Annotated in this window: 23 protein-coding genes; 15 read left to right on the top strand and 8 right to left on the bottom strand. The window is 45.7% G+C overall.

Annotation, left to right across the window (positions count from 1 at the left end):
* Nucleotides 1–62: 62 nt before the first annotated feature.
* Nucleotides 63–980, bottom strand: coding sequence for an accessory Sec system S-layer assembly protein (locus FZD51_RS07030; RefSeq protein WP_148974093.1), 918 nt, complete (start codon nucleotides 978–980; stop codon nucleotides 63–65).
* 15 nt (nucleotides 981–995) lie between these two features.
* Nucleotides 996–3,350: an accessory Sec system translocase SecA2 gene (secA2, locus tag FZD51_RS07025; RefSeq protein ID WP_148974092.1), complete on the bottom strand. Its 2,355-nt coding sequence runs from the start codon at nucleotides 3,348–3,350 to the stop codon at nucleotides 996–998.
* Between the two features lie 392 nt (nucleotides 3,351–3,742).
* Between secA2 and FZD51_RS07020 the strand changes: the two genes are divergently transcribed.
* Nucleotides 3,743–4,804, top strand: a complete 1,062-nt coding sequence (locus FZD51_RS07020) for a glycosyltransferase family 4 protein (protein ID WP_022544412.1) — start codon at nucleotides 3,743–3,745, stop codon at nucleotides 4,802–4,804.
* A 200-nt stretch (nucleotides 4,805–5,004) separates the two neighbouring features.
* Here FZD51_RS07020 and FZD51_RS07015 read toward each other — a convergent pair whose 3' ends face one another.
* The 5 genes from FZD51_RS07015 to FZD51_RS07000 form a co-directional block, all read right to left on the bottom strand.
* Nucleotides 5,005–6,243: an efflux RND transporter periplasmic adaptor subunit gene (locus FZD51_RS07015; RefSeq protein ID WP_187445655.1), complete on the bottom strand. Its 1,239-nt coding sequence runs from the start codon at nucleotides 6,241–6,243 to the stop codon at nucleotides 5,005–5,007.
* A gap of 14 nt (nucleotides 6,244–6,257) precedes the next feature.
* Nucleotides 6,258–6,920, bottom strand: coding sequence for a hypothetical protein (locus FZD51_RS26065; protein WP_187445654.1), 663 nt, complete (start codon nucleotides 6,918–6,920; stop codon nucleotides 6,258–6,260).
* A gap of 152 nt (nucleotides 6,921–7,072) precedes the next feature.
* Entirely contained in the window at nucleotides 7,073–7,951 is an 879-nt protein-coding gene (locus FZD51_RS07010) for a helix-turn-helix domain-containing protein (RefSeq protein WP_148974090.1), read from the bottom strand.
* 363 nt (nucleotides 7,952–8,314) lie between these two features.
* A complete protein-coding gene (locus FZD51_RS07005; protein WP_262380760.1) occupies nucleotides 8,315–9,361 on the bottom strand; it encodes an LCP family protein in 1,047 nt (348 codons plus the stop codon).
* Between the two features lie 86 nt (nucleotides 9,362–9,447).
* Nucleotides 9,448–10,083 (bottom strand): YigZ family protein, encoded by a 636-nt coding sequence (locus FZD51_RS07000; protein WP_148974089.1) that lies wholly within the window; start codon nucleotides 10,081–10,083, stop codon nucleotides 9,448–9,450.
* Between the two features lie 412 nt (nucleotides 10,084–10,495).
* Here FZD51_RS07000 and FZD51_RS06995 point away from each other — a divergent pair, with 412 nt between their 5' ends.
* From FZD51_RS06995 to FZD51_RS06980, 4 genes are all read left to right on the top strand, one after another.
* Nucleotides 10,496–11,638: a sensor histidine kinase gene (locus FZD51_RS06995; protein WP_148974088.1), complete on the top strand. Its 1,143-nt coding sequence runs from the start codon at nucleotides 10,496–10,498 to the stop codon at nucleotides 11,636–11,638.
* A 178-nt stretch (nucleotides 11,639–11,816) separates the two neighbouring features.
* Nucleotides 11,817–12,500 (top strand): response regulator, encoded by a 684-nt coding sequence (locus FZD51_RS06990; protein ID WP_129613304.1) that lies wholly within the window; start codon nucleotides 11,817–11,819, stop codon nucleotides 12,498–12,500.
* Nucleotides 12,501–12,625: 125 nt separating this feature from the next.
* A complete protein-coding gene (locus FZD51_RS06985) occupies nucleotides 12,626–12,778 on the top strand; it encodes a sporulation histidine kinase inhibitor Sda (protein WP_009792970.1) in 153 nt (50 codons plus the stop codon).
* Nucleotides 12,779–12,918: 140 nt separating this feature from the next.
* The gene (locus tag FZD51_RS06980; protein ID WP_148974087.1) at nucleotides 12,919–13,758 is read left to right on the top strand and encodes a DegV family protein; all 840 of its coding nucleotides are present in this window, start codon (nucleotides 12,919–12,921) and stop codon (nucleotides 13,756–13,758) included.
* Between the two features lie 38 nt (nucleotides 13,759–13,796).
* On the opposite strand, the gene FZD51_RS06975 is transcribed toward FZD51_RS06980, so the two are convergent.
* Nucleotides 13,797–14,726 carry a manganese-dependent inorganic pyrophosphatase gene (locus tag FZD51_RS06975; RefSeq protein ID WP_148974086.1) on the bottom strand — a complete coding sequence of 310 codons (930 nt, stop codon included), beginning with the start codon at nucleotides 14,724–14,726 and terminating at the stop codon, nucleotides 13,797–13,799.
* A gap of 425 nt (nucleotides 14,727–15,151) precedes the next feature.
* On the opposite strand from FZD51_RS06975, the gene FZD51_RS06970 reads away from it, so the two are divergent.
* The 10 genes from FZD51_RS06970 to csrA all read left to right on the top strand — a co-directional run bounded on the left by FZD51_RS06970 (nucleotide 15,152) and on the right by csrA (nucleotide 22,460).
* Nucleotides 15,152–16,645, top strand: coding sequence for an ATP-dependent helicase ComFA (locus tag FZD51_RS06970; protein WP_262380759.1), 1,494 nt, complete (start codon nucleotides 15,152–15,154; stop codon nucleotides 16,643–16,645).
* Entirely contained in the window at nucleotides 16,626–17,345 is a 720-nt protein-coding gene (locus FZD51_RS06965) for a ComF family protein (protein ID WP_148974085.1), read from the top strand. The genes FZD51_RS06970 and FZD51_RS06965 overlap by 20 nt, the downstream gene beginning before the upstream one ends.
* 38 nt (nucleotides 17,346–17,383) lie before the next feature.
* Nucleotides 17,384–17,800 carry a TIGR03826 family flagellar region protein gene (locus FZD51_RS06960; protein ID WP_009792977.1) on the top strand — a complete coding sequence of 139 codons (417 nt, stop codon included), beginning with the start codon at nucleotides 17,384–17,386 and terminating at the stop codon, nucleotides 17,798–17,800.
* Between the two features lie 113 nt (nucleotides 17,801–17,913).
* Complete coding sequence (flgM, locus tag FZD51_RS06955) at nucleotides 17,914–18,180, top strand: flagellar biosynthesis anti-sigma factor FlgM (protein ID WP_148974084.1); 267 nt, start codon at nucleotides 17,914–17,916, stop codon at nucleotides 18,178–18,180.
* A gap of 18 nt (nucleotides 18,181–18,198) precedes the next feature.
* Nucleotides 18,199–18,681, top strand: coding sequence for a flagellar protein FlgN (locus FZD51_RS06950; RefSeq protein WP_148974083.1), 483 nt, complete (start codon nucleotides 18,199–18,201; stop codon nucleotides 18,679–18,681).
* 17 nt (nucleotides 18,682–18,698) lie between these two features.
* Nucleotides 18,699–20,297 (top strand): flagellar hook-associated protein FlgK, encoded by a 1,599-nt coding sequence (flgK, locus tag FZD51_RS06945; protein WP_187445653.1) that lies wholly within the window; start codon nucleotides 18,699–18,701, stop codon nucleotides 20,295–20,297.
* A gap of 11 nt (nucleotides 20,298–20,308) precedes the next feature.
* The gene (gene flgL, locus FZD51_RS06940; RefSeq protein WP_148974082.1) at nucleotides 20,309–21,172 is read left to right on the top strand and encodes a flagellar hook-associated protein FlgL; all 864 of its coding nucleotides are present in this window, start codon (nucleotides 20,309–20,311) and stop codon (nucleotides 21,170–21,172) included.
* Between the two features lie 52 nt (nucleotides 21,173–21,224).
* Nucleotides 21,225–21,785 carry a DUF6470 family protein gene (locus FZD51_RS06935; RefSeq protein ID WP_148974081.1) on the top strand — a complete coding sequence of 187 codons (561 nt, stop codon included), beginning with the start codon at nucleotides 21,225–21,227 and terminating at the stop codon, nucleotides 21,783–21,785.
* A 16-nt stretch (nucleotides 21,786–21,801) separates the two neighbouring features.
* The gene (gene fliW, locus FZD51_RS06930; protein WP_262380758.1) at nucleotides 21,802–22,227 is read left to right on the top strand and encodes a flagellar assembly protein FliW; all 426 of its coding nucleotides are present in this window, start codon (nucleotides 21,802–21,804) and stop codon (nucleotides 22,225–22,227) included.
* Nucleotides 22,227–22,460 (top strand): carbon storage regulator CsrA, encoded by a 234-nt coding sequence (csrA, locus tag FZD51_RS06925; RefSeq protein WP_148974079.1) that lies wholly within the window; start codon nucleotides 22,227–22,229, stop codon nucleotides 22,458–22,460. Before fliW ends, csrA begins: the two co-directional genes overlap by 1 nt.
* Nucleotides 22,461–22,479: the final 19 nt, after the last annotated feature.

The raw sequence follows: 22,479 nt of genomic DNA, 5'->3' as shown, positions 1-22,479 counted from the left end.
AGTCAGCTGAAAAAAACCTCCCGGCCGGGAAAGAAGGCAGGGAGGGTTTTCTTATGGTTACCTTAAATTTCCGTTTGAACCTGCTGCTGAAGGGGATAAGCCTTCCAGCTGCTTAGATCAGGGTTCTCTTTCAATAGTAGGCTTTTCGGAAAAATAAATGTCCATGGTTTGCTTGTATTGGCTTTGAGTTCAAACTTGTCGAGCTGAAAGCCGCCTTTTGCAATTACTTCGGAGGTGGCGTCTTCCACCTGGAGCGGCAGCTGCTGAAGCATGACATTCTGGTCGTTTCCATTCCGGATCAGGAGTGTGACTTGCAGATCTTCATTGTCAGCAACTTTTGCCTGAATGCCCATAAAGTTGATTTCCCCGACCTTTGGCGGGTCCATTTGCTCAACCATCTTTTTAAGCTTTTCTTTGTCGCTGCTGCTCAAGCTATTCTCCCAGGCCTCATCCAGGTCCAGCCTGTGCTCCTCATTATTCCGAATTTCAAAAGCAAGCTTCCAGCCTTCTGCAGGGATCGAATCTGTCAGTAAATCAGAACTGTTAAAAGTAAAATTCCACGGACGGCTGCTTTTTGCAGGTATTTCACCTATTTCTGTAAGATCAAATTCCTTCCGTGCTAGAATTTCCTCATCTGGCCCCACAAGCAATAAGTGGGTCTTCTTGAACTCAACCGCCTTTGAAAGGCTGCTGCGGACAAATGCGGCAACTGTCACAGATCCGCCATCCTGCTGCAGCTCAATTCCTGCCAGGGAGATTTGATTCGGCAGAAGTGGAGGCAGTTCATTATTAAGGAACCTTAAAACATACTGCTGCTCGGCTGTAATATTTGTGGCCGGGTGGAGGGATAGAGCAGTTTCCACCTCTTCTGCAGCCGCTTCATTCCCTGTCTCATTCAGTAATTCTTTTGAAGATATCGTACTGTCAGTGCCTTGTTTGACAGGCTTTTCCTGTTTATTCTTTTTAAAGAAAGATAACATGGCTTGTCTCCTCGTTTATGAGTCTTGGCTAATGGATCTGATGATCTCAGCCAGCTTTCGGCTGATTTCTTTTTCTATCAGGAAATAGGTGCTTTCAAATAGCTCAAGGCCTTCCTTCTGATAGAGTCTCATAGGATCTTCCTGCTGGTAATGCCTCATGCCTATTCCTTCTTTAAGCCTGGCCATATTTTCAAGGTGAATAATCCAGTTGCGGTCTATGATGGCAGTAAGCAGGTGCTTAAGGGCATTCTGCAGCATTTCATCTTCACCAAGTGTACCTGCATAGGCCAGATAGTCCTTGATCTTGCGCCCGGCTATTTCTTTGATATCCAGGATCTCATACTGGTCATCACTCAAGTCTATCGATCCACCCGCTAGCAGCATATTAAGTTCTTCTGCCAGTCCTTTTATATTCAAGGACTCCTGCTGGATCCCCTCTTCTTCATAATGGGCAATAAGCTTACCGGCGGCAGATTGGACCATAGGCAGGATGACAGGAAGAATATTATCATCGCTCAATGCCTTATTCCGTAGATGATAAATGACATTGCGCTGCTCGTTGATCACATCATCAAGCTTCAGATTGTACTCCCGCATAGAATAGTTGGATCCTTCCACAATCCTTTGAGTCCGGTCAACGAATTCATGGATTTTCTTCCCTTGGATCAACCCGGTTCCGTCAGCCTGGATAGAGGCAAGAAGCTTCTCCGCATCTTCTTTGGCAAAGCGCCTGAACATATCGTCTTCAAGCGAAATGAAGAATTGGCTGCTCCCGGGATCGCCCTGGCGTCCCGATCTTCCTTTCAGCTGGTTATCAACCCTGCGGCTTTCATGTTTTTCAGTACCCAGTACAAAAAGTCCGCCAAGATCATGGACTCCCTCACCGAGCATGATGTCCGTTCCGCGGCCGGCCATATTGGTTGCAATTGTTATTCTTCCTTTTTGTCCGGCCATTTCAATAAGGCGGACCTCCTGCTCCACTGTCTTGGCATTAAGGAGTTCGAATGAAAGGCCGGCCTTTTTCAAGTACTCAGCAGCCTTTTCCGACTGCAGGATTGAGGCTGTTCCAATGAGGATAGGCTGCCCCTTGCTGTGGCGCCCTTTAACCTCTTCAACCATTGCTTTATATTTCTGTTCAGCTGTTTTATATACTTTGTCTGAAAGATCTTCCCGGATGATCGGTTTGTTTGTCGGAATCTGAATGACGTCCATCCCGTAGATTTCCATCAATTCTTTTTCTTCCGTTTTAGCTGTGCCGGTCATACCGGAAAGCAATGGATACATCCTGAAATAATTCTGGATGGTGATGGATGCCTGAGTTTTATTTTCTTCTGTAATCTCAAGGCCCTCTTTTGCTTCCAATGCCTGATGGAGTCCGTCGCTTAATGTCCGCCCGTCCATGATCCGGCCTGTAAACATATCAACGAGCTTGATTTCCCCGTCTTTAATGATGTAGTCAACATCTTTTTCAAACATCACACGGGCACGGACAGCCTGGATCATATAATGATACAGCGTCTGATGCTCCAGCTCGTAAAGATTGTCGATCCCAAAGGCTTTTTCAACTTTTTCGATTCCCTCTTCAGTTAAACTTGTCGCCTTCGTCTCCACATCAAATGTATAATCCACATCATCTTTGAATCTTTTCGCCAGTCTTGAACCAATATAATGAAGCTCTGAGCTCGATTCCATTTTTCCGGCTACGATAAGCGGTGTTTTTGCTTCGTCTATCAGGACACTGTCCACTTCATCTATAATTGTATAATGATACGGACGCTGAACTTTCTGGGAAAGCGACGCTGCCATATTGTCCCGCAGGTAATCAAAGCCGAACTCCGTGCCAATCCCATAAGTGATATCCGCCTGGTATGCAGCCTTTTTTTCTTCAGGGGAAAGCATAGGTACATTCAAGCCGACAGTAAGACCGAGAAATTCATGGATTTTTCCAACAAGATTTCTGTCCCTGGCAGCGAGATAGTCATTAACTGTTATGACATGGACTCCTTTGCCTTCAAGAGCTCTCAGATAAGAAGGAAGGGATGCTACCAGGGTTTTTCCTTCACCTGTAGGCATTTCGGCAATATTGCCGTCAGACAGTACAAGTCCGCCGATAAGCTGCACATCATAATGCCTGAGCCCAAGCACCCTTCTTGAAGCTTCCCTGACTGCAGCAAAGGCATGAGGGCGTATATTTTCAAGTTTCTCCCCGCTGGAGAGCTGTTGTTTAAATTCAGTTGTTTTATTTTGCAGTTCCTGGTCGCTGAGCTTCTGATAGCCAGGCTCCAAACTGTTTATCTCTTCGACTATTTTCCTGTATTTTTTCAAGCGGCGGTCATTTGTGTCGCCAAATTTCTTTAACATTGTCAGCATATTGGGACGCTCCTTATGCAAATTCCCTACTAGTATATCATGTATTTTCCTATTATAGTAATACTTGCAGGAATGACAAAATCTTCTATAAAATTCTGTCTGAATTTGAAACTTCATCTGCTTTTTCTCCGTCTAATGAATTATTGGAGGATGAGGAGAGAGGGGGAAGTCTGCAGTCAGAAGTTTTACATATTGAAAGATTGGAAATATTACATACATGCCTATATAAGTACCGGAAAAGAAATAAAAAATTAATATATTAATTGAATTTGATGTGCTATAATGCATTGTGGCAATAATAGTGTCTATGTAAATAAATGACGAATTATGCATCATTTTTGGATAGTAAAATAAAAGCTGAATGGATATGCTATTTATTAAGGAGGCTCTACATGATTTACTTGACCATGTTAATTTGTTTCATCACCTCCATTCTTATTACACCTTTAGTAAAAAAACTTGCCTTTAAAATTGGCGCTACAGACAAGCCCAACCAGCGGAAGGTCCACCAAAAGATTATGCCCCGGCTGGGCGGCCTTGCCATTTATATAAGCTTTATTGCAGGTTTGCTGATTCTCCAGCCTGAAGCACCTTACAATATGGCGATCATTCTGGGAAGCCTGATCATCATTGCTACCGGGGTTCTGGATGATATGATCGAAATATCAGCAAAAGTTAAGCTTGCCGGTCAGCTGGCTGCAGCAGCCATCGTTGTTATATGGGGAGGCGTGCATGTTGAATTCGTCAACCTCCCATTCGGAGGCATGCTTGAATTTGGGATGCTGAGCATACCGCTAACGATTCTTTGGATTGTCGGCATCACCAATGCCATCAATTTGATTGATGGTCTGGATGGCCTGGCAGCAGGTGTTTCATCAATTGCCCTGATTACTATTTCAGGGATGGCCATCATTATGGGCGACCCTTATGTAGTGGCAATCGGAAGCATCACACTTGCAAGCACACTCGGATTCCTGATATACAATTTCCATCCGGCAAAGATATTTATGGGGGATACAGGAGCCCTTTTCCTTGGCTATATTATTTCTGTATTATCACTGCTTGGATTTAAGAATGTAACCATGATTTCTTTCATCGTTCCTGTTATTATCCTCGGAGTTCCAATTTCTGATACATTCTTTGCGATTATTCGCAGGATTGTCACGAAAAAGCCTTTATCAGCTCCGGACAAATCCCATCTTCACCATTGTCTGCTGCGCCTTGGCTACTCCCATCGCCAGACAGTAATCCTGATATATGCGATGGCTGCATTTTTCGGACTGACTGCGGTCATCTTTTCACAGGCTAAGGTATGGGGATCATTCGTTGTGATAGGAGTCCTCCTGCTGCTCATCGAAGTATTCGCTGAGAAAGTCGGTCTGATGGGCAAGGATCACAGGCCATTGCTGAAGGTCATGCGCGATATCCGGTATTCGACGGCGAAAGACAGATAAGAAAAGAACACTCCAGCTGGAGTGTTCTTTTTTATTTTAGCAGATAAGCAAGTATATTTTTTAACTTCGATTACTGTCTAGCAGCTGCGCCTATCCACTCCAGGTCACAAGCCAAACCCCAAAAGGCGAAGAACGCCTTTTCGGGAGGTTCGTCTTGTGCTTGTCGGGGGTGAACAAGGCGCATGCGCTTTTCTTATGTCCTAGCGGTTAAACATACCAAGAAGGAAATACTTTAACTTTTCCCTGTTGGTCATATCCTTCAGTGCGCCTGGGTAGAATTTATCCATAATAAATGGTGTAAAGAACTCCCGGCTGATTTCAGCTGCTGGTTTTGGATGCAGCATTAGCGGTTCCTGCTGTTCCAGTCCTGAGACAACCTCGCTGCTGCCTTCGACCTTCAATCCTTCCTGTACTTCCCGTTTTTCTGTTTTCCCCTTGCTGTTCAGAACAATGACATATTCTTTTTCATTTTGCTTCATAATACTTTTAGAAGGAGCCAACACAGCATCTTTTGCTTCGCCTGTTGTGATTTCAACATTGAGCTGCATTCCAGGGTGAAGATTTTCGAGCTTCTCCTGGGCTTGATCCAATTCTACGGTGAATGGATAGCTTGCCTGTGTTTCAGTCGATAAAGGTGTTTCAGGCATCGTTTGGACACTTGCTACTCTTCCTGTAAAGTCCTTTTTAAGTGTTCCTGACTCTACAGCCGTTTCCTGGCCCTGAACAACCTTCTGCAGCTCCTTCTCATCCAGCTTGCCTTTTACTGCAGCAGCTTCAGAACGGATCATGAGCACTGGATTGTCCAGGTCTTCGCTTATCGACACGATCTGTCCGTCTGTTTCGCTCAGATAGCTCATCACACCCGTTTGTTCATTGACATAATCGAGCTGCTCTTCGTACTTATCTCTTTCGTCTTCAAGCAGGTCAGCTTCAAGCTCTTGGAGCAGAATTTCTTTTTCTGTATCATGGATGCTTACGGAAAGATCTTTCTCTTCTTTTTCAGCATCAGTGGAAGTATATGCCTGTTCGGCTTCAAGAGTAGATAAATAGTTGTTCAGGCTGGAAATATGGTTCTGGACCGAGTCAATCTGGTTTGTAAGCTGTTCAATTTCGGATTCAATCCTGTTCCTGTCCCTGTCCAGATTGACCGGTTCATATTCGTACAAAGGGGTTCCTGGCGTTACTTTATCGCCTGGCTTCACCAGAAACTTTGAGAATGTTCCGTCCTCTTCGCTGAAATAAACGGGATATTCAGACTGGGGGATGGCTACCCCAGGCTTCGAAAGGATCTCTTTTAAATCTCCCTGGGCAGCACGCTGCCACTCGCTTATATAAACTGATTTATCGATTTTACTGTCTTCTTTTGTGATCAGGTATGTATTTGCGCCTGTAAAAGCGATAACACCTGCTGCCAGTAGACCCGCTTGCCAACTTTTCATTTCACTCAACACCTTTAAAATATCTTTTCCATTTTGATATGTGTTCCCAATGCTGTTAAGATCCAAAACACGATATGGAGTGACAGGACAATCAGGAATATGACCCATCCTTTCCTGCCGGTCAGCTTCTTGATCCAATAGGTTTGAACATATATGATCCAGACTTGGAATAGTGTTATGGCTCCCAGAAAGTGCACAATCAGTCCATTGGATGTGGCGTACTGAGCCAGGATGCCCAATGAAAACGGGGAGGATGAAGGAGAGATTCCCCATGTCAGGCTGATCGGGATGAGCAAAGCCTTTTCAATCAGCAGAATGGAAAAAGCAAAAAGCTGCACCACTAGTAGCTTTTTATATTCCAAATCTGTCAGGGTCCAGAAATATAAAGCCGGCAGGAAGATGTAGATAGCAGCATACAGCAGCCCCCAGACTGCCTTTCCAAGAACAAATAGCCCCTTTCTTGCCTCAAATTCACCTGCAGACAGATTGCTCAGCTCTTTTGATATGAATTCTGTCCCGATTCCAAAGTAGGAACTTATTGCATAAATAATGCTGCTCAGGATTGCCAAGAGCCAAATCCTTTTCCGGAGCCCCCGGAGATCCTCCGCTTTTTCGAGCTGATAAAGGCTTACCCCGGGAGAACGCAGGGCCATTAACAGCTTTACTTCATAAATCATAGAATAGTTTCCTCCATAGTCTGTTAAATATAGACAAAATATCTCAACTATCATTCTATCGCAAATAATGGAAAAAGGGCAGTAATAACCGGTGGAAATGCCTATGAAAAAAGGAGGATTATTTTATCGGTATAATAGTTCGATTTTAATGGCTAGATCGGTAAATTCCAGGTCTTCAATTTGTTATTGATATAAGAATGGTATTTCGTATCGTTCTGCAGTTCAAATATGAGAAGTGCCTTTTCCATGTATTTCTTCGCCTCCGCCAGCTGGTGACTCAGCTCATAATTATAGCCTGTATGATAATGGAGTTCACCGAGAAGGAAGAGATGATCTTTCTCAAGGCACCACGCTATCCCTTTTGTGCAGCTTTCAATGGATTCTTCATATCTTGAAAGTCTGGTGAGCACCCGCGCAATGTTATAGTGCAGTTTCGTCATCAGCATAACATCCTGAAGGGTGGCCAGTGAATCAATGAAGCGCTTGGCATCCCTGTAAATGGCCAGGGCCTCTTCAAGCTCATTTTCTTCAAAGAGTATGATGCCCTTGCTCAGGAGAATTTCAATTTCACGCTCTGTCCACAGCTTCCCGTGCGTTAAAGCGATGGCCTCATTCAGGACCTGGTGCGCTTTAATCGGATTTTTATTAAGGTGGTATTCATATATGCCTCTATGCCACCGGATCAGCTGCCTGTTCACAGGATTTTGTGTAAATAAAGGATTATTCTCTTCCCCTTTAATGATAGAACGCATGGTTTCATAATCAAAGCTGCGCCTGGTGATTTCCAGCTGGCGTTCGACCTCCAATATATAATCCAGCCTCGGCGTTGTGCCAATATGAAAGAAATAGTTAACATCCACACCAAGCTTTTGGGAAATCAGGTAAAGTGTAGACGCATAGGGGTATACATCCCCTTTCTCTATTTTGCTTATCTGTGCCTGGGTGCATATGCCTTCTGCCAGCTCTTTCTGAGATAATCCCAGCAGCTTCCTGAGATCCTTTATTTTTTGTCCGATTGCTGAGAAATCCATCTATCATTCACCCTTCGCAAAAAAATATTCCTATAGTTATATAGTGGAGGATATGTGACTAAAAACCATCGTTTTTAATAGATTATCAAAAGATATAGAAAGCAGACAAAAAAAGCAGACTTATCCTGTTTATGATTTAATCAATTTATAAGGAATCCGTAACGGACTTGAACAGCGGTTTAGATGTCCTGTTCAGCGTTAACTCACTTGTCCATTTCCTATTGGCTATGAAATACGGACAATACCTTAATATCTCCACTTTTGGCCGCCCGTTTCCGGGCGGTCCTTTTTTTAAGCAGTTAAAAACGTCCATCTATAAAGATGAACGTTTTTTCATGGCCGCAGCGGGTATCATTTCTATGGTTAATAGCTGGAATCTTCGCCTGTATCATCGGAGACAGTGCTGTCTGTATCCGTTTCAGAGCTGCCTTGCGGGATGAGTTCAAGATGTTCTTTTAAGGTAAGGATCGTTTGATCAAGTTCCTCATCATCTAACTGGTAATAATAAATTCCATCAATATAGGCATCCTGCCCGGCCAGATTCAATGTTTCAATATCAAGAGATGTTCCAGCAGCCGCATAATTGATGAATGACTTCATTTCATCAAAGGAGAGATCTGTAGACATATTGTCTCCGACAGCTTCCATCACATCTGCATACTTGGAGACAGACTTGACAGAGGAGCCTTTTTTTACAATTGCTTTAAGGATTTCCTGCTGGCGCTTTCCGCGCTCAATGTCATTATCAAGTTTGCGGGTACGGGCTAAAGCCAGGGCTTCCTCTCCGTTAAGCTCCTGCAGGCCCGGTTCAAGATTGATCGCATGATTCCGGTCCTCTGAATCTTTTTCACTAAGTTCATAGGGGACTTCTACTTCAATGCCTTCCAAGGCATTAATAACATCTATGAACGCGTTAAAGTTCATTTTTACATAATAATCGACAGGGATATCCAGCATTTCTTCGACTGTTTCAATTGTTGTGGCAACCCCGCCATTGGCATGGGCATGCGTAATTTTATCATTATAGCCCAATTCAGGGATATAAACATAAGAATCCCGGGGAATGCTGAGCAGCTTAACAGATTTGGTCTTTTCGTTCAGGGTTGCGAGCATCAGGGCATCTGATCGGGAGCTGCTGCTGAAATTCCTGGTACTGCTGTCATCCACCCCAACAAAAAGGATGGACACATTATCTATCCCAGGATCAACTGCTGTATCGCGCTTTGTTGATTCCCTCTCAACCGGCTCATAGGATTTTTCAATGACCGTCTGCGCTTTGCTGTACAGAAAAGCGCCATAAGCCGTCGCCCCAAGGACGAGTACGAGAAGAGGCACGATGATCCACATCACGACTCTCCTGCGGCGTTTTCTTTTCTTTTGAACCTTTACCATTTGTCTATTGGCAGACATATCTGTACTCCTTTAATGTAGGTTTGGCAAAATTTTCAGATCAAGCTTCATTTTACAATTTTTTTGCATTTCCGGATATAGATTTTTCAAGCCGTATCTTCTTCCAGATACAGCAGTTCTCCCTCATCAATCAGTCCTTGCCCATTGGTGAGCTCAGTGATCCATTCTGAAAATAGGTTAATGGCTGCTTCTTCAACAAACACCTCAAACTCTACGTTTTCCAGGTAGTGTATATCCTTTATGGAGTAAACAGATTCACGGAGCTCATTCTCCAGCTTGCCGAGCCAAGTATATTCCACCTTTACTGATAAGATCTTCATCAGCTTTCTTGTCACAATGCCAGCCGCATTGATTCCCTCAGAGGCTGATTTTCCATAAGCGCGGATGAGACCCCCGGCTCCAAGCTTGATGCCTCCAAAATATCTTGTTACTACTGCAACAGTATCTTTCAGCTGTTTCTTTTTTAAGACTTCCAATATCGGGACCCCGGCAGTGCCGCTGGGTTCACCGTCATCATTCGCTTTCTGGATATGATCATGTTCCCCGATCAGGTAGGCTGAGCAATTGTGGGTAGCATTCCAGTGTGCTTTTTTGATTTCCTGTATAAATGCCAGGGCTTCTTCTTCTGTTTCGGCCCTTGATATATGAGCAATAAATCTTGATTTCTGAATAATAATTTCATGCTCGGCAAAGCCCTTGACTGTTTTATAAGAGGGCAGCATGCATCCCGCTCCTTTCCTGTGCAATTTATCGATTTTTGTCGTGGATTGTCATCGTCGCTTGCCAAATTTCATTATAATGCGACTTGTTGAGTAACTTCAATTCTTCAATGGATTGTAATGAAACTTTAATATAGGTACCTTTCTCGCATGATATAATTAAAAAATAATTTCAAGCCAATCGACATATTATTGCGAGATAATATATAAAAGTCCTATGTTTAAAAATAAGGCATAAATTGCAGCTTATTATAAGAAAATAGGATATTAGACATGATTATACTATAAATTCTTGTGCCTTTTTGCCGAATTTTTCGTTTTTTAGTATATTTTTCATACATAATTTCTATTTTCAAGCTAAAATAGTGTCAGATACTGCTACGGAAGGGTTTTCAGTCTCTTTGGAGGAATCTTTATGACTAGAAAAAAATTCGATACGAAGACACTCGATCTTATATTAGAAAAGATGGTATCCACTGTTGGAAACAGCAAGGATGAGATCTTCCGCATAAGCGAGCAATGCCGGCAGGACTTTGAAAGCTTGACAAGTGATCTGAAGGAAGTCAAACAGGCCGTTGTCCTGACCATTGATGAGGGAGACCAGCTGGAAGCACAAACGCGCTTTGCCAGAAAAAGGCTTTCTGAAGTAAGCATGCATTTCAAGGACTATACAGAAAGCCAGGTAAGGGAGGCGTATGAAAAGGCGCATCAGCTGCAGATGAAGCTTTCGATGAACCGCCAGCAGGAAAAGCAGCTACGTGAACGGCGGGATGATATAGAACGAAGGCTTCTCGGCATCCAGGAAACAATCGACCGCGCAGAACATCTCGTTTCCCAGATCTCGGTTGTCATGAACTATTTGATGAGTGACCTGAAGAGGATGGGAGAAGTCCTGGAGGATGCAAAGCTTAAGCAGGATTTCGGCCTTAAGATCATTGAAGCGCAGGAGGAAGAGCGCAAAAGGCTGTCAAGGGAAATTCATGACGGGCCTGCCCAGATGATGGCCAATGTGATGATGCGCTCTGACCTGATAGAAAGAATCTATAAGGAGCGGGGAGCAGGCGAAGCCATCACCGAAATAAAAAGCCTCAAAAAAATGGTCAGAAATGCGCTTTATGAGGTCAGGAGGATTATCTATGACCTCAGGCCCATGGCTCTCGATGACCTTGGACTGGTGCCGACTTTAAGGAAATATCTCCAGACCATTGAAGAATACCATAATACGGTGAAAATTTATTTCAGCAATGTTGGCGATGAAAAGCGGCTTCCGCCAAAATATGAGGTAGCTTTGTTCCGGCTTGTCCAGGAATCTGTACAGAATGCTCTAAAGCATGCTGAGGCAAAAGAGATCAAAGTGAAGCTTGAAATCCGCAATGACTCTATTTCAGTTGTCATCAGGGATGACGGCAAAGGATTTGACACGGGCCAGAAGAAGCCCGAATCCTTTGGCATGATCGGCATGAGGGAAAGAGTCGAGCTGCTGGAAGGGCAGATATCCTTCGACTCCAAAATCAATGCCGGGACTATCGTGCTGATTCAGGTTCCTTTCATGGAATGAGCCGCTTTCTCCTTTAATAGAAATGCCAGCGGCGAAGAAGCAATATTCTAAGAGAGTTGTGAAAAAAAGATAGGTTCAAATAGGGCTTGAAAAAGCTATAATGATAGAGATCCCTATTATTTAAAACTAACAGTATAAAAAAAGAGATAAACTTACGGAAATTTGGGAGGCGAAGCAATTGACTACAAAAATCGTCATTATCGATGATCATCAGTTGTTTAGAGAAGGGGTTAAACGTATTCTTGATTTTGAAAAGACATTTGAAGTTGTCGCAGAAGGCGATGACGGAAATGAAGCGCTGGGTCTTGTTGAAGAATATAACCCGGATGTCGTGATCATGGATATCAACATGCCGACAATCAACGGTGTGGAAGCGACCAAGCAATTAGTCGAAAAATATCCGGATGCAAAAGTCATCATCCTTTCCATCCATGATGATGAGAACTATGTAACACATGCACTGAAAACAGGAGCAAGCGGCTATCTGCTGAAGGAAATGGATGCCGACGCACTTGTTGAAGCGGTCAAAGTGGTGGCTGATGGAGGCTCTTACCTGCATCCAAAGGTAACCCATAATCTTGTCAAAGAATACCGCCGCCTGGCATCTGATGAAAATGGCAGCAGCGAAGGATACACACAAGTGGAAATCCGCCGCCCGCTGCATCTGCTCACGCGCCGGGAATGCGAAGTCCTTCAGCTCCTTGCTGACGGAAAAAGCAACCGCGGAATCGGCGAAGCATTGTTCATCAGTGAAAAAACGGTTAAGAACCATGTGAGTAACATCCTGCAGAAAATGAATGTGAATGACCGCACCCAGGCTGTTGTTGTAGCCATCAAGAACGGCTGGGTTGAAGTGAGATAATGGAGGGGCACGCCTGAGCGTGCTCTTTTTTTATGCATAATAGATATATGAAAAATACTAGTTTACAATATATGTAATCTTGTGTTAAAAATAGGATAAAAGTAATAGATGGAGGTTTTGAACATATGTCCAGCCTGCTGCTTTTATCTGATGAGAATTTGTTTAAAGTTTTCGAGGATGCCCTGCTTTGTGATGTGGATACTGATTTTATTCGGCTGATCGCTGATGAAATCAACCGGAGGCAGCTCTCGCATCTCCTGCCCGTAGCTTCTAATTAATGCCCCTCTCTTTTTCGCCGCATTACAATTGTGATCCTCAAATATTAAGCTTTCTTTTCTCCCTAGGATTTTCCCTTGTTTTCATATAAAATATAAATTGGACATATAGTAGAGAAAAAACAAAGGATGGTACTCTTTATATGAGAACAGCCGTAGTAACAGACAGTACTGCATACATCCCGAAGGAATTGCGGGATCGACTGAACATACATATGATTCCTCTCAGCGTCATTTTCGGAAACGAAACATACGAGGAAGAGGTAGAAATTACAGCAGAAGCATTTTATGAAGAAGTAAAGCATAAGGAGCTGCCGACGACCTCACAGCCATCGACTGGCCAATTCGTGGAGCTTTTTGAAAAATTGTCGGCCGACTATGATGCGGTCATCAGCATCCATCTGTCGAGCGGCATCAGCGGAACCTTTCAGGGAGCCGCCACTGCAGGGAGCATGGTTGAAGGAATCAGGGCGTATCCGTTTGATTCTGAAATCAGCTGCATGGTCCAGGGCTTCTATGTCATTGAAGCGGCAGAGATGGCAGCTGCCGGCAAGGATCCGCAGGATATCATGTCCCGCCTGGAGGAAATGAAACAGACGGTCCGTGCCTACTTCATGGTGGACGACCTTTCCCATCTCCAGCGCGGCGGCCGTCTTTCAAGCGCCCAGGCATTGATCGGGAGCCTGCTTCAGGTCAAGCCGCTTCTCCATTTCCAGGACAAGGTCATCGTGCCATTTGAAAAAATCCGCACACGCAAAAAAGCGATGAAGCGGATTGCCGACCTTCTTGGCGATGCTGCTGCCGGCGGCGGTGATTACCGCGCCGTCATCATCCACGCGAATCGTGAGAAGGAAGCTGACGAGTGGAAAGCAGAGCTGGAAAAAGAGCTGCCGAACGTCGAATTCATGATTGGCTACTTCGGCCCGGTCATCGGCACGCATCTTGGCGAAGGCTCAATGGGGCTTGGCTGGTATAAGAAATAAAAAATGCCGCTCCGGAATTTTGTCGGAGCGGCTACTTTTTACTTTGTCAGTGCGTCAGTCAGGTTAGGAACGATTTGTTTTTTACGTGAAACAACACCCTGCAGGACAGCCTTTTCATCCGCAAGCACCACATTGAATGCTTTCTCGACAGCAGCTGTTTCCTTGCCCAGTGCAAGTGCTACAGAATCGTTTGTCAGGATGTTAGTTGCAACAAACAGGAACAGATCCAAGCCCTTTTCCTCGATTGTGCTGTTGATCACCGCACGCAATTCCTCTTCAAGCGCAAACACATCATTCGTGTCAACGGCGTTCACCTGCGCCACTTCCACTTTAGCAGAACCCATCTGGAATTCCTTCGCATCCAGGCTGACAAGCTGTGCAGCTGATTTATCGCTCAGGTCGGCACCAGCCTTCAGCATCTCAAGGCCATACTCTTCCGCATCCACACCCGCGATTTCCGCAAGCTCATGTGCAGCTTTCACATCTTCGTCTGTGCAGGTTGGTGATTTGAAAAGCAGGGAATCAGAGATTATCGCTGACAGCATCAGGCCGGCGATTTCTTTTGGAATGCTCTTGTTGTTTTCCTTGTACATTTTGTTCAGGATCGTCGCCGTACAGCCGACAGGCTCGCAGCGGTAGTACAAAGGATCGCTCGTTTCAAAATTGGCGATACGGTGGTGGTCGATAACCTCAGCCACACGCACACTCTCGATTCCGTCTGCGCTTTGCTGGCGTTCATTGTGGTCTACAAGAATGACAGTTTGCGCTTCGTCAGCCACATTGCTGATCAGGCGGGGGGGTTCAGCGTTGAATTTTGTCAGCGCATGCTGCGTTTCGCCGTTGATCTCGCCAAGGCGCACCGCTTCGACTTCCTGGCCAAGCTGTGTTTTCAGATCAGCGTATGCCAGGGCTGAGCAGATTGTATCTGTATCTGGATTTTTATGTCCGAAAATTAAGGTTTTTTCCATATGTAAATCTCCTTTTTTAGGTGGATTCTTCATGGTTTATTATAGAGGAAATTGTGGGGGGAATCTAGGGGGAGAGTTTGGGGTGTGGCGGGTTGGGTGGGCGGATTTTGGGTAGGGCAGATTGTGGGAAGGGGGCGAGTTGCTAATATATGGTGGAAGTTGCTAATAAAAATGGAAAGTTGCTAATATATGGGGAAAGTTGCTAATAAAAGAAAAAAGTTGCTAATATATCAGAAAAGTTGCTAATAAAAGGGAAATGCAACATCTCGCGGGGAAGGCTGCCCAAGGGCGAGGTCGCAAATATATCGGGAAAGTCGCAAATAAATAGGGTGGACTAGCAAATAAAATGAAAAAGTCGCAAATAAAACTCAAAACTCGCAAATATATCCAAAATCCCGCAAATAAACAGGAAAGGATGATTAGTTTTGAAGTTCAAAATCCAAGAAGGGCGCCTCATCCAGGACCCAAATGGCACACCAATCTCCAAACTCACTGAAATTCGGGCTATTCCCCTCAATCCAGCCTTCAATCCTGACGAAAAACTGGCCGAAATGCTCACCGGAAAGCAGCTACTCACAGACGAACTCCCTTTCACACCACAAGAAATCGACCAGCACTACCAAAACGGACACATCATCTACCGCCCAGGCATCCTCCTCACCGGAAAAAAGCCTCAATGTGCCCGCTGCGGCAACACTCAAACTCACCTTTTCGCAAAATTCCCCTGCGCCAGATGCGAAGAAGACTGCCTCTACTGCCGAAGCTGCATCATGATGGGCCGGGTCAGCTCCTGCACCCCGCTCGTCAGCTGGCAAGGCCCGAAACCACCCCACCCACAGCCAAACACCTACCTGGAATGGGCAGGCAATCTTTCCGACGGCCAGCAGACTGCCTCCGACCGCACATCACAAGCAATTCATCAAAACAAAGATCTCCTGGTCTGGGCGGTATGCGGCGCCGGAAAAACTGAGGTCCTGTTCGAAGGAATCGACCATGCCCTCCAATCCGGAAAAAGAGTCTGCCTCGCCACACCGCGGACCGATGTAGTCCTCGAACTCACACCTCGCCTGAAAAAAGTATTCCCAGAAATAACGGTTGCCTCCCTCTATGGTGGCAGCGAAGACCGCCATCTCTACGCCCCGCTCACCATCGCCACCACACACCAGCTCTTCCGCTTTTACCAGGCATTCGACACTATCATCCTGGATGAAGTGGATGCTTTCCCATACTCAGTCGATGCCACCCTCCAATACGCCGTCCAGCAGGCAAGAAAGCCTGAGTCCTCCATGATCTATCTAACCGCCACACCTAACCAAAAATGGCAGAGAGACTGCTCATCCGGTAAAAGGGACCACGTCACCATTCCGGCGCGCTACCACCGCCATCCGCTCCCTGTCCCGGAATACCGCTGGTGTGGAAATTGGGAGAAGCTTTTAAAGAAAGACAGATTGCCCGCGTCGCTCATCAGCTGGATCAGCCTCCGCATCCAAACCTCAAAACAAATCCTTCTGTTCTTCCCCCGAATAGACATCATGGAAGCAGCATTGCCGCTAATACAAAAGCTCCATCCCCACACAGACTCTGTCCATGCCGAAGATCCTGGCCGCAAAGAGAAAGTCCAAAAAATGCGCAGCAAAGAAACTCAGATCCTACTGACCACTACCATCCTGGAAAGAGGCGTAACCTTCCCGAACATCGACGTAGCCGTCATCGGATCCGATCACCACGTCTTTACTGAAAGCGCCCTCGTCCAAATCTCCGGCCGCGTCGGCAGGAGCGCAGATCATCCCAGCGGCACCATCACCTTTTTCCACTTCGGCAAAACAGAAGAAATGCTCAAAGCAAGAAATCAGATTAGAGGAATGAACAGGGAAGCGAAACGAAGGGGGCTGATCTTATATGAATCTTTTTCAAGCTGACCATTGCCTAATTTGCCACAAAGAGATTGATGCGGAAATCGGCTGGCAGGAGCTGTTCACAAGGACGGAAGAGAAGGTGATATGCAGGGAGTGTGAAGAAAGCTTTGAAGAGTTAAAGGGGACTTTATGCAAAATCTGTGGTCGGAAACTGCAGGGGCTGGACCCACAGTTCGTCGAAGGCAACACATGCTATGACTGCATCCGCTGGGAAAAAGACCCCGAATGGAAAGCTGTCCTCAACAGAAATATCTCTCTGTACACCTACAACGGCTTCCTACAGGAGCTGATTGCCCGCTATAAATACAGAGGAGACTACATATTGGCCAATGTGTTTAAACAGAAGATAAAAAGAAACATAGAAACCCTCAAACCAGACCTTATCATCCCCATCCCGCTCAGCAGCGAGCGCCTCTACGAGCGCGGCTTCAACCAGGCCGAAGCCCTCATCATCACCGCAGGCCATGCACCATCCCATCTTCTCAACAGAATTCACACCGAAAAGCAGTCCAAAAAATCCCGCGCAGAAAGAATCCATCTCAGCGAAATCTTTCAAATAAGCACCTCCGCCACATTTGAAGCTAAAAACATCCTCCTCATTGACGATATATATACTACAGGAAGCACCCTCCGGCATGCCGCCCTGCCGCTGAAACAGGCGGGAGCGGCTTACATCATGTCTCTCACACTGGCAAGAGGGTGACCGTGACCACTATATACGCTATTTAGGAGAGAATTATCATGGCTGAACTGGCGAATTGCCCACAATGCGACAAGGTATTTGTAAAAAATCAATTCCGTGATATATGCAATGACTGCTGGAAGGAAGAGGAGCTGAAGTACGAAACGGTTTATCAATATATCCGCAAAAGAGAAAACCGGACGGCGACAATGCAGCAGGTGGTTGATGCGACAGGGATCGAAGAAGCGCTGATTTTAAAATTCATCCGTACAGGCAAGCTGAAGCTGGCTCAATTCCCGAATCTCGGATATCCTTGTGATAAATGCGGAGCATACATCCGCGAAGGGAAGATCTGCCAAAAATGTGCAAAAGAGCTGCGGAAGGATATAAACACCTTACAGGCTGAAGAAGAGCGGAAAAAGCAGATGGCGCTTAAGGAGAAGCAAGGCACCTATTTTTCAATCAATGACAAGTAAAGAATATAGGCAAATAGATGCATTTTCTTCCTTTTTGCTCTTTTTATTAAAAAAACTGCCGGCATAGCCGATAATAGAGGAAAGACTAGTTCGGTCGAAAGCGAGGGAAAACAATGAAGATTAATAATTTCGGACCTTCAGGAATTAACCCATACAAACGCCAGCAGAACAAGCTGGACACTGCCAATGCCCAGGCGAAAAAAGCCGCGGATAAGGTAGAGATTTCTTCGGCTGCCAAGGAAATGCAGCAAACCTCCAAAATCGACCAGCAGCGCCAGGCAAGAGTAGAGGAGCTGCGCATCCAGGTCGAGAACGGCAAATATAAAGTAAACCCGAAAGAAATGGCGGAAAGCCTTCTTGATTATTATACAAAGAATTAACAGAAGGGAGGGGACTTCATGTCCGCTGAAGCATTGCTCGAGAGTATGACGAAGCTCATCAGGCTCCATAAAAGTCTTTCTGAGCTGTCAGCCCGGAAAACCGGCATCATCAAGGCAGGGGACACTGAAGCCCTCAGCCAGATTTTAAAAGAAGAACAGACCCATGTGGCTGCAATTAGAAGGATTGAAAATGACAGGCAGAAAACAGCAGCGGCCCTGGTACCGGGGAAAGCGAATCCGACGATTTCAGACTGTCTGGAGGTTCTCAGCCTTCCGGACCAGGAAAAGCTGGCCGGTTTGACGGAAGAGCTGGCAGAAGCCATCCTTCATATAAAAGAAGCCAATGACCTGAATCAGCAGCTGCTTGACCAGAGCTTGCAGTATATCAATGTATCCATGAATCTGATGAGGCCGCAGCCGGAGAATATCAATTACGGACCAGCAGCCGGCCAGCAGAACAAACAGCTTCCTTCTCAAGGGCTGTTTAACTCGAAAGCCTAAGAGACGGAGGAATCACCATGCTTTCAACCTTTATGGGACTCGAAACAGCCCGCCGCGGCATGTTCACCCAGCAAAGCGCTTTATATGTAACAGGACACAATATCGCCAACGCCAACACGCCAGGCTTTTCACGCCAGCGCATCAACTTTGAGCAGACATCGCCATACCCGGCAGCATCCATGAATCGTCCGCAGATTCCGGGGCAGATGGGAACAGGGGTGGAGGCAGGCTCTGTTCAGCGGATCCGTGAAGGTTTCCTTGACCTCCAATATCGTGTCGAAGCCAATAAGGTCGGCTACTATAACAGCATGAGCGAATCGCTCACCAAGATGGAGGAAATCATGAACGAGCCATCAGAGAGCGGTCTTCACGCTACGATGGAAAAGTTCTGGAATTCCCTTCAGGATATCGCCAGCCATACGGAAAACACAGGTGCCCGTGATGTAGCAGCGGCCAGCGGCCAGATGGTGGCTGACACTTTAAACTACTACTATAACTCTCTATCAAGAGTCCAGCAGGACATCGGCAGCGAAATCGGCGTCAAGGTAAAAGAAATCAATGGCCTTGTCTCGCAAATCAATGAGCTCAACAAGCAGATCGCCAGTGTAGAGCCGAATGGATACCTGCCGAATGACCTTTATGATGAGCGCGATCTATATGTGGATCAGCTTTCACAGCTGGTTAATATAAAAGTGACCAATGTAAAACCGGATAACTACGGACATGCAAAGGACATTTCAGAAGGACTTTATAAGATTGAGATTGTCGGAGATGACGGGAAGTCATTTGCTCCCCCTGCTGTGCTGCTTGATGTGACCAAGGAGGATGGTCTTAAGGATCCCAACCTTCTTGAGGTTATTGACACAACAGATGCTGCAAATGAAGATTTTGAGCTGGTCAGCGGACTGATCACCGAGGTTCGGGTCGGCGGTGCAGCATTGCCTAGCATGAACTTTTCAGGTGAGCTGTCAGGTTTAATCAAAAGCTACGGCTATAAGGATGGTGCCGGAAATGAAACAGGCTTCTACCCGGATATGCTGCAGAAGCTGAATGATTTTACCACTGCGTTCGCAATGGAATTCAACAAGATTCATGAATCAGGATTCGACCTGAGCGGCAATCCAGGAAAAGCGTTCTTTGAATTTGATCCGTCTCAAGGGGATAACCCAGCCCAGCAAATCAGAGTAAACAAAGATATACTAGCTGATTCCAGCCTGATCGCGGCAGCGGCAACTAGCAATGGCGGATCGGGAGATAATGACAATGCCCATGAATTGTCCCAAATAAAGACAAAAGCATTTGGCAGCTTCCTATCAAAGGGTGACGCAGGATTCCCAGCTTCTATGACGTCTGGAAATCTCGATACCTACTATTCTGGAATTATCGGCCGCCTTGGCGTCGATTCCCAGAGTGCCCAAAAGAATGCAAGGAATTCTTTAGTTCTGGCGGATTCGGTCGATAAGAGCCGGCAATCAGTCAGTGCCGTTTCTCTCGATGAAGAAATGACCAATATGATTAAATTCCAGCATGCCTATAATGCTGCTGCACGCAATATAACCGTAGTGGACGAAATGCTCGACAAAATCATCAACGGCATGGGCGTCGTCGGAAGGTAAGGTGAAAAAAGATGCGCGTAACGCAATCAATGCTATCCAATAATATGCTCCGCAACCTGAGCAATAGCTACACAAAGCTTGGCAAGCTGCAGGACCAGATCGCCACCCAGAAAAAATTCACAAAGCCTTCAGATGATCCGGTTTCTGCGATGATGGCAATGAACTACCGGACGGATCTGAACCGGATTGAGCAGTATCAGCGGAATATCGGTGAAGCAAAGAACTGGATTGACAGCACGGATGATGCGATGGATAAGGGAATCATGGCACTTCAGAGGATCAGGGAGCTTACTGTCCAGGCGAGCAATGGAACGCTTGAGGGCGATCAGAAGAAAAATATTATGGAAGAAATTAAGGAGTTGAAGGAGCATCTGATCGATATTGGGGAGACTCAGGTCGGCGGAAAATATATCTTCAACGGCACCCAGACCAATATAAAGCCTGAAGGAAATGGGCAGTTTGGCGAAGGGGCCATTAATCTTGAGGTTTTCTCCAATATTAAAATCCAGGTGAATATGAACGGTAATGAAGTCTTTGGCGATATGCTCACAGACAGTGGAGACATCCAGGGCCTGATCAATGCATTGGATGCAGACAGCCCCGAAATCGGCGGCTATCTGGAAAAGGTCGATAAGTATATTGATCAAATGCTTGCCGGCAGGGCAAAAATAGGAGCCAAGCAGAACCGGATCGAACTGATGGACGACCGACTTCAGCAGCAAGAGGTTTTCTCCACCCGCATCCTTTCCGACAACGAAGATGTTGATATGGAAAAAGTAATCATGGAGATGACCACCCAGGAAAGCGTCCACCGTGCTGCGTTAAGCATCGGCTCACGGATCATACAGCCGAGCTTAATGGACTTTTTACGATAAAAATGAAAGCTATCCCAGTGATAGCTTTTTTTCATAGAGAGGAGCAGAGAGGATGAATGTGCCGCAAATAAGGCTGGAATCAACTTTTATACGGCTCGGTCTTAACATTGAAAAACCAGTACAAGAAATCCAGCAGCCCCAGGCAATACAGTCGATTGAACAGCCGCAGGCAAAGCTGGAGATTGAAACGATTCCTGGAAGGCTGACCATTGACCAGACAAAGGCAAGGGAAGATGTGGATCTCAAGTCGCTCAGCGTACGAGTCGCTGAGGGTGCTCAAAACGGCTATCAGGACTGGCTGTCAGGCCTTGAGCGGAGAGCGGCAGAAGGCAGTGAACTGATGAAGATTGAAAACGGAGGGAATCCTATCCCAGGACAGGCCAAGGCAAATAGCGAGGGGCCGGAGAAGCAGTTCAATATCGGCTGGGTCCCATCCCATTTCAGTGTAAAGCTGCACTATGAGCCGGCACAGGTCAAAATAAACGCCACACCGCAAAAGCCAATCATCAGCGCAGAAACCCAAAAGCCGGTCCACCATTACACACCAGGAAAAGTCACACCAGAGATACTCGAAAAAAACAGCCTGACAATCGACTTTGTCAGCAATGAATAAGGAATGTGGTGAAAATATGAAAACAAAGTTTCATGGAGAAGTAGAAATAAACGAGGAAAGAGTCATTCAGTTTAATACTGGAATACCAGGATTTATCGATGAGAAGACATTCTGCATACTGCCGATAGAGGAAACGCCTCTATTCGTATTGCAGTCGGTCAAGTCTTCTGAAACAGCCTTCATCCTGACAGATCCCTTCAGCTTTTTCACCGACTATGAATTTGATTTGCCAGAAGAAGTGACCGAAGCCTTATCCGTTTCATCTGATAAGGACGTCGGTGTATTTGTCATCCTAACCATCCAGGAGCCTTTTGAAAAAACAACTGCCAATCTCCAGGCGCCAGTCATCATTAACCAGAAAGAAAAACAAGGCAAACAAGTTATCCTAAATGGAACTTCCTACACAACGAAGCATCTGCTTATAGCCAAGGAGGGGAAATAATGCTAGTCCTCACCCGCAAGACAAAAGAATCAATCATGCTGAATGACGACATCGAAATTACGATTGTTTCTATTGACGGAGACCAGGTCAAACTCGGCATCAACGCCCCTAAAAACGTAGAGATACATAGAAAAGAAATCTATCTCTCCATCCAGCAGGAAAACAGCAGCGCCACCAAAACAGAAAGCGAGCTGCTGGACAGCCTCACCTCCTTCTTTAAACAAAAAAACTAAAAAACTTTTATTTTTTGTT

This window comes from Bacillus infantis (assembly GCF_008180445.1).
Classification (GTDB): domain Bacteria; phylum Bacillota; class Bacilli; order Bacillales; family Cytobacillaceae; genus Bacillus_AB; species Bacillus_AB infantis_B.
This window is presented reverse-complemented; position numbering and strand designations above follow the sequence as displayed.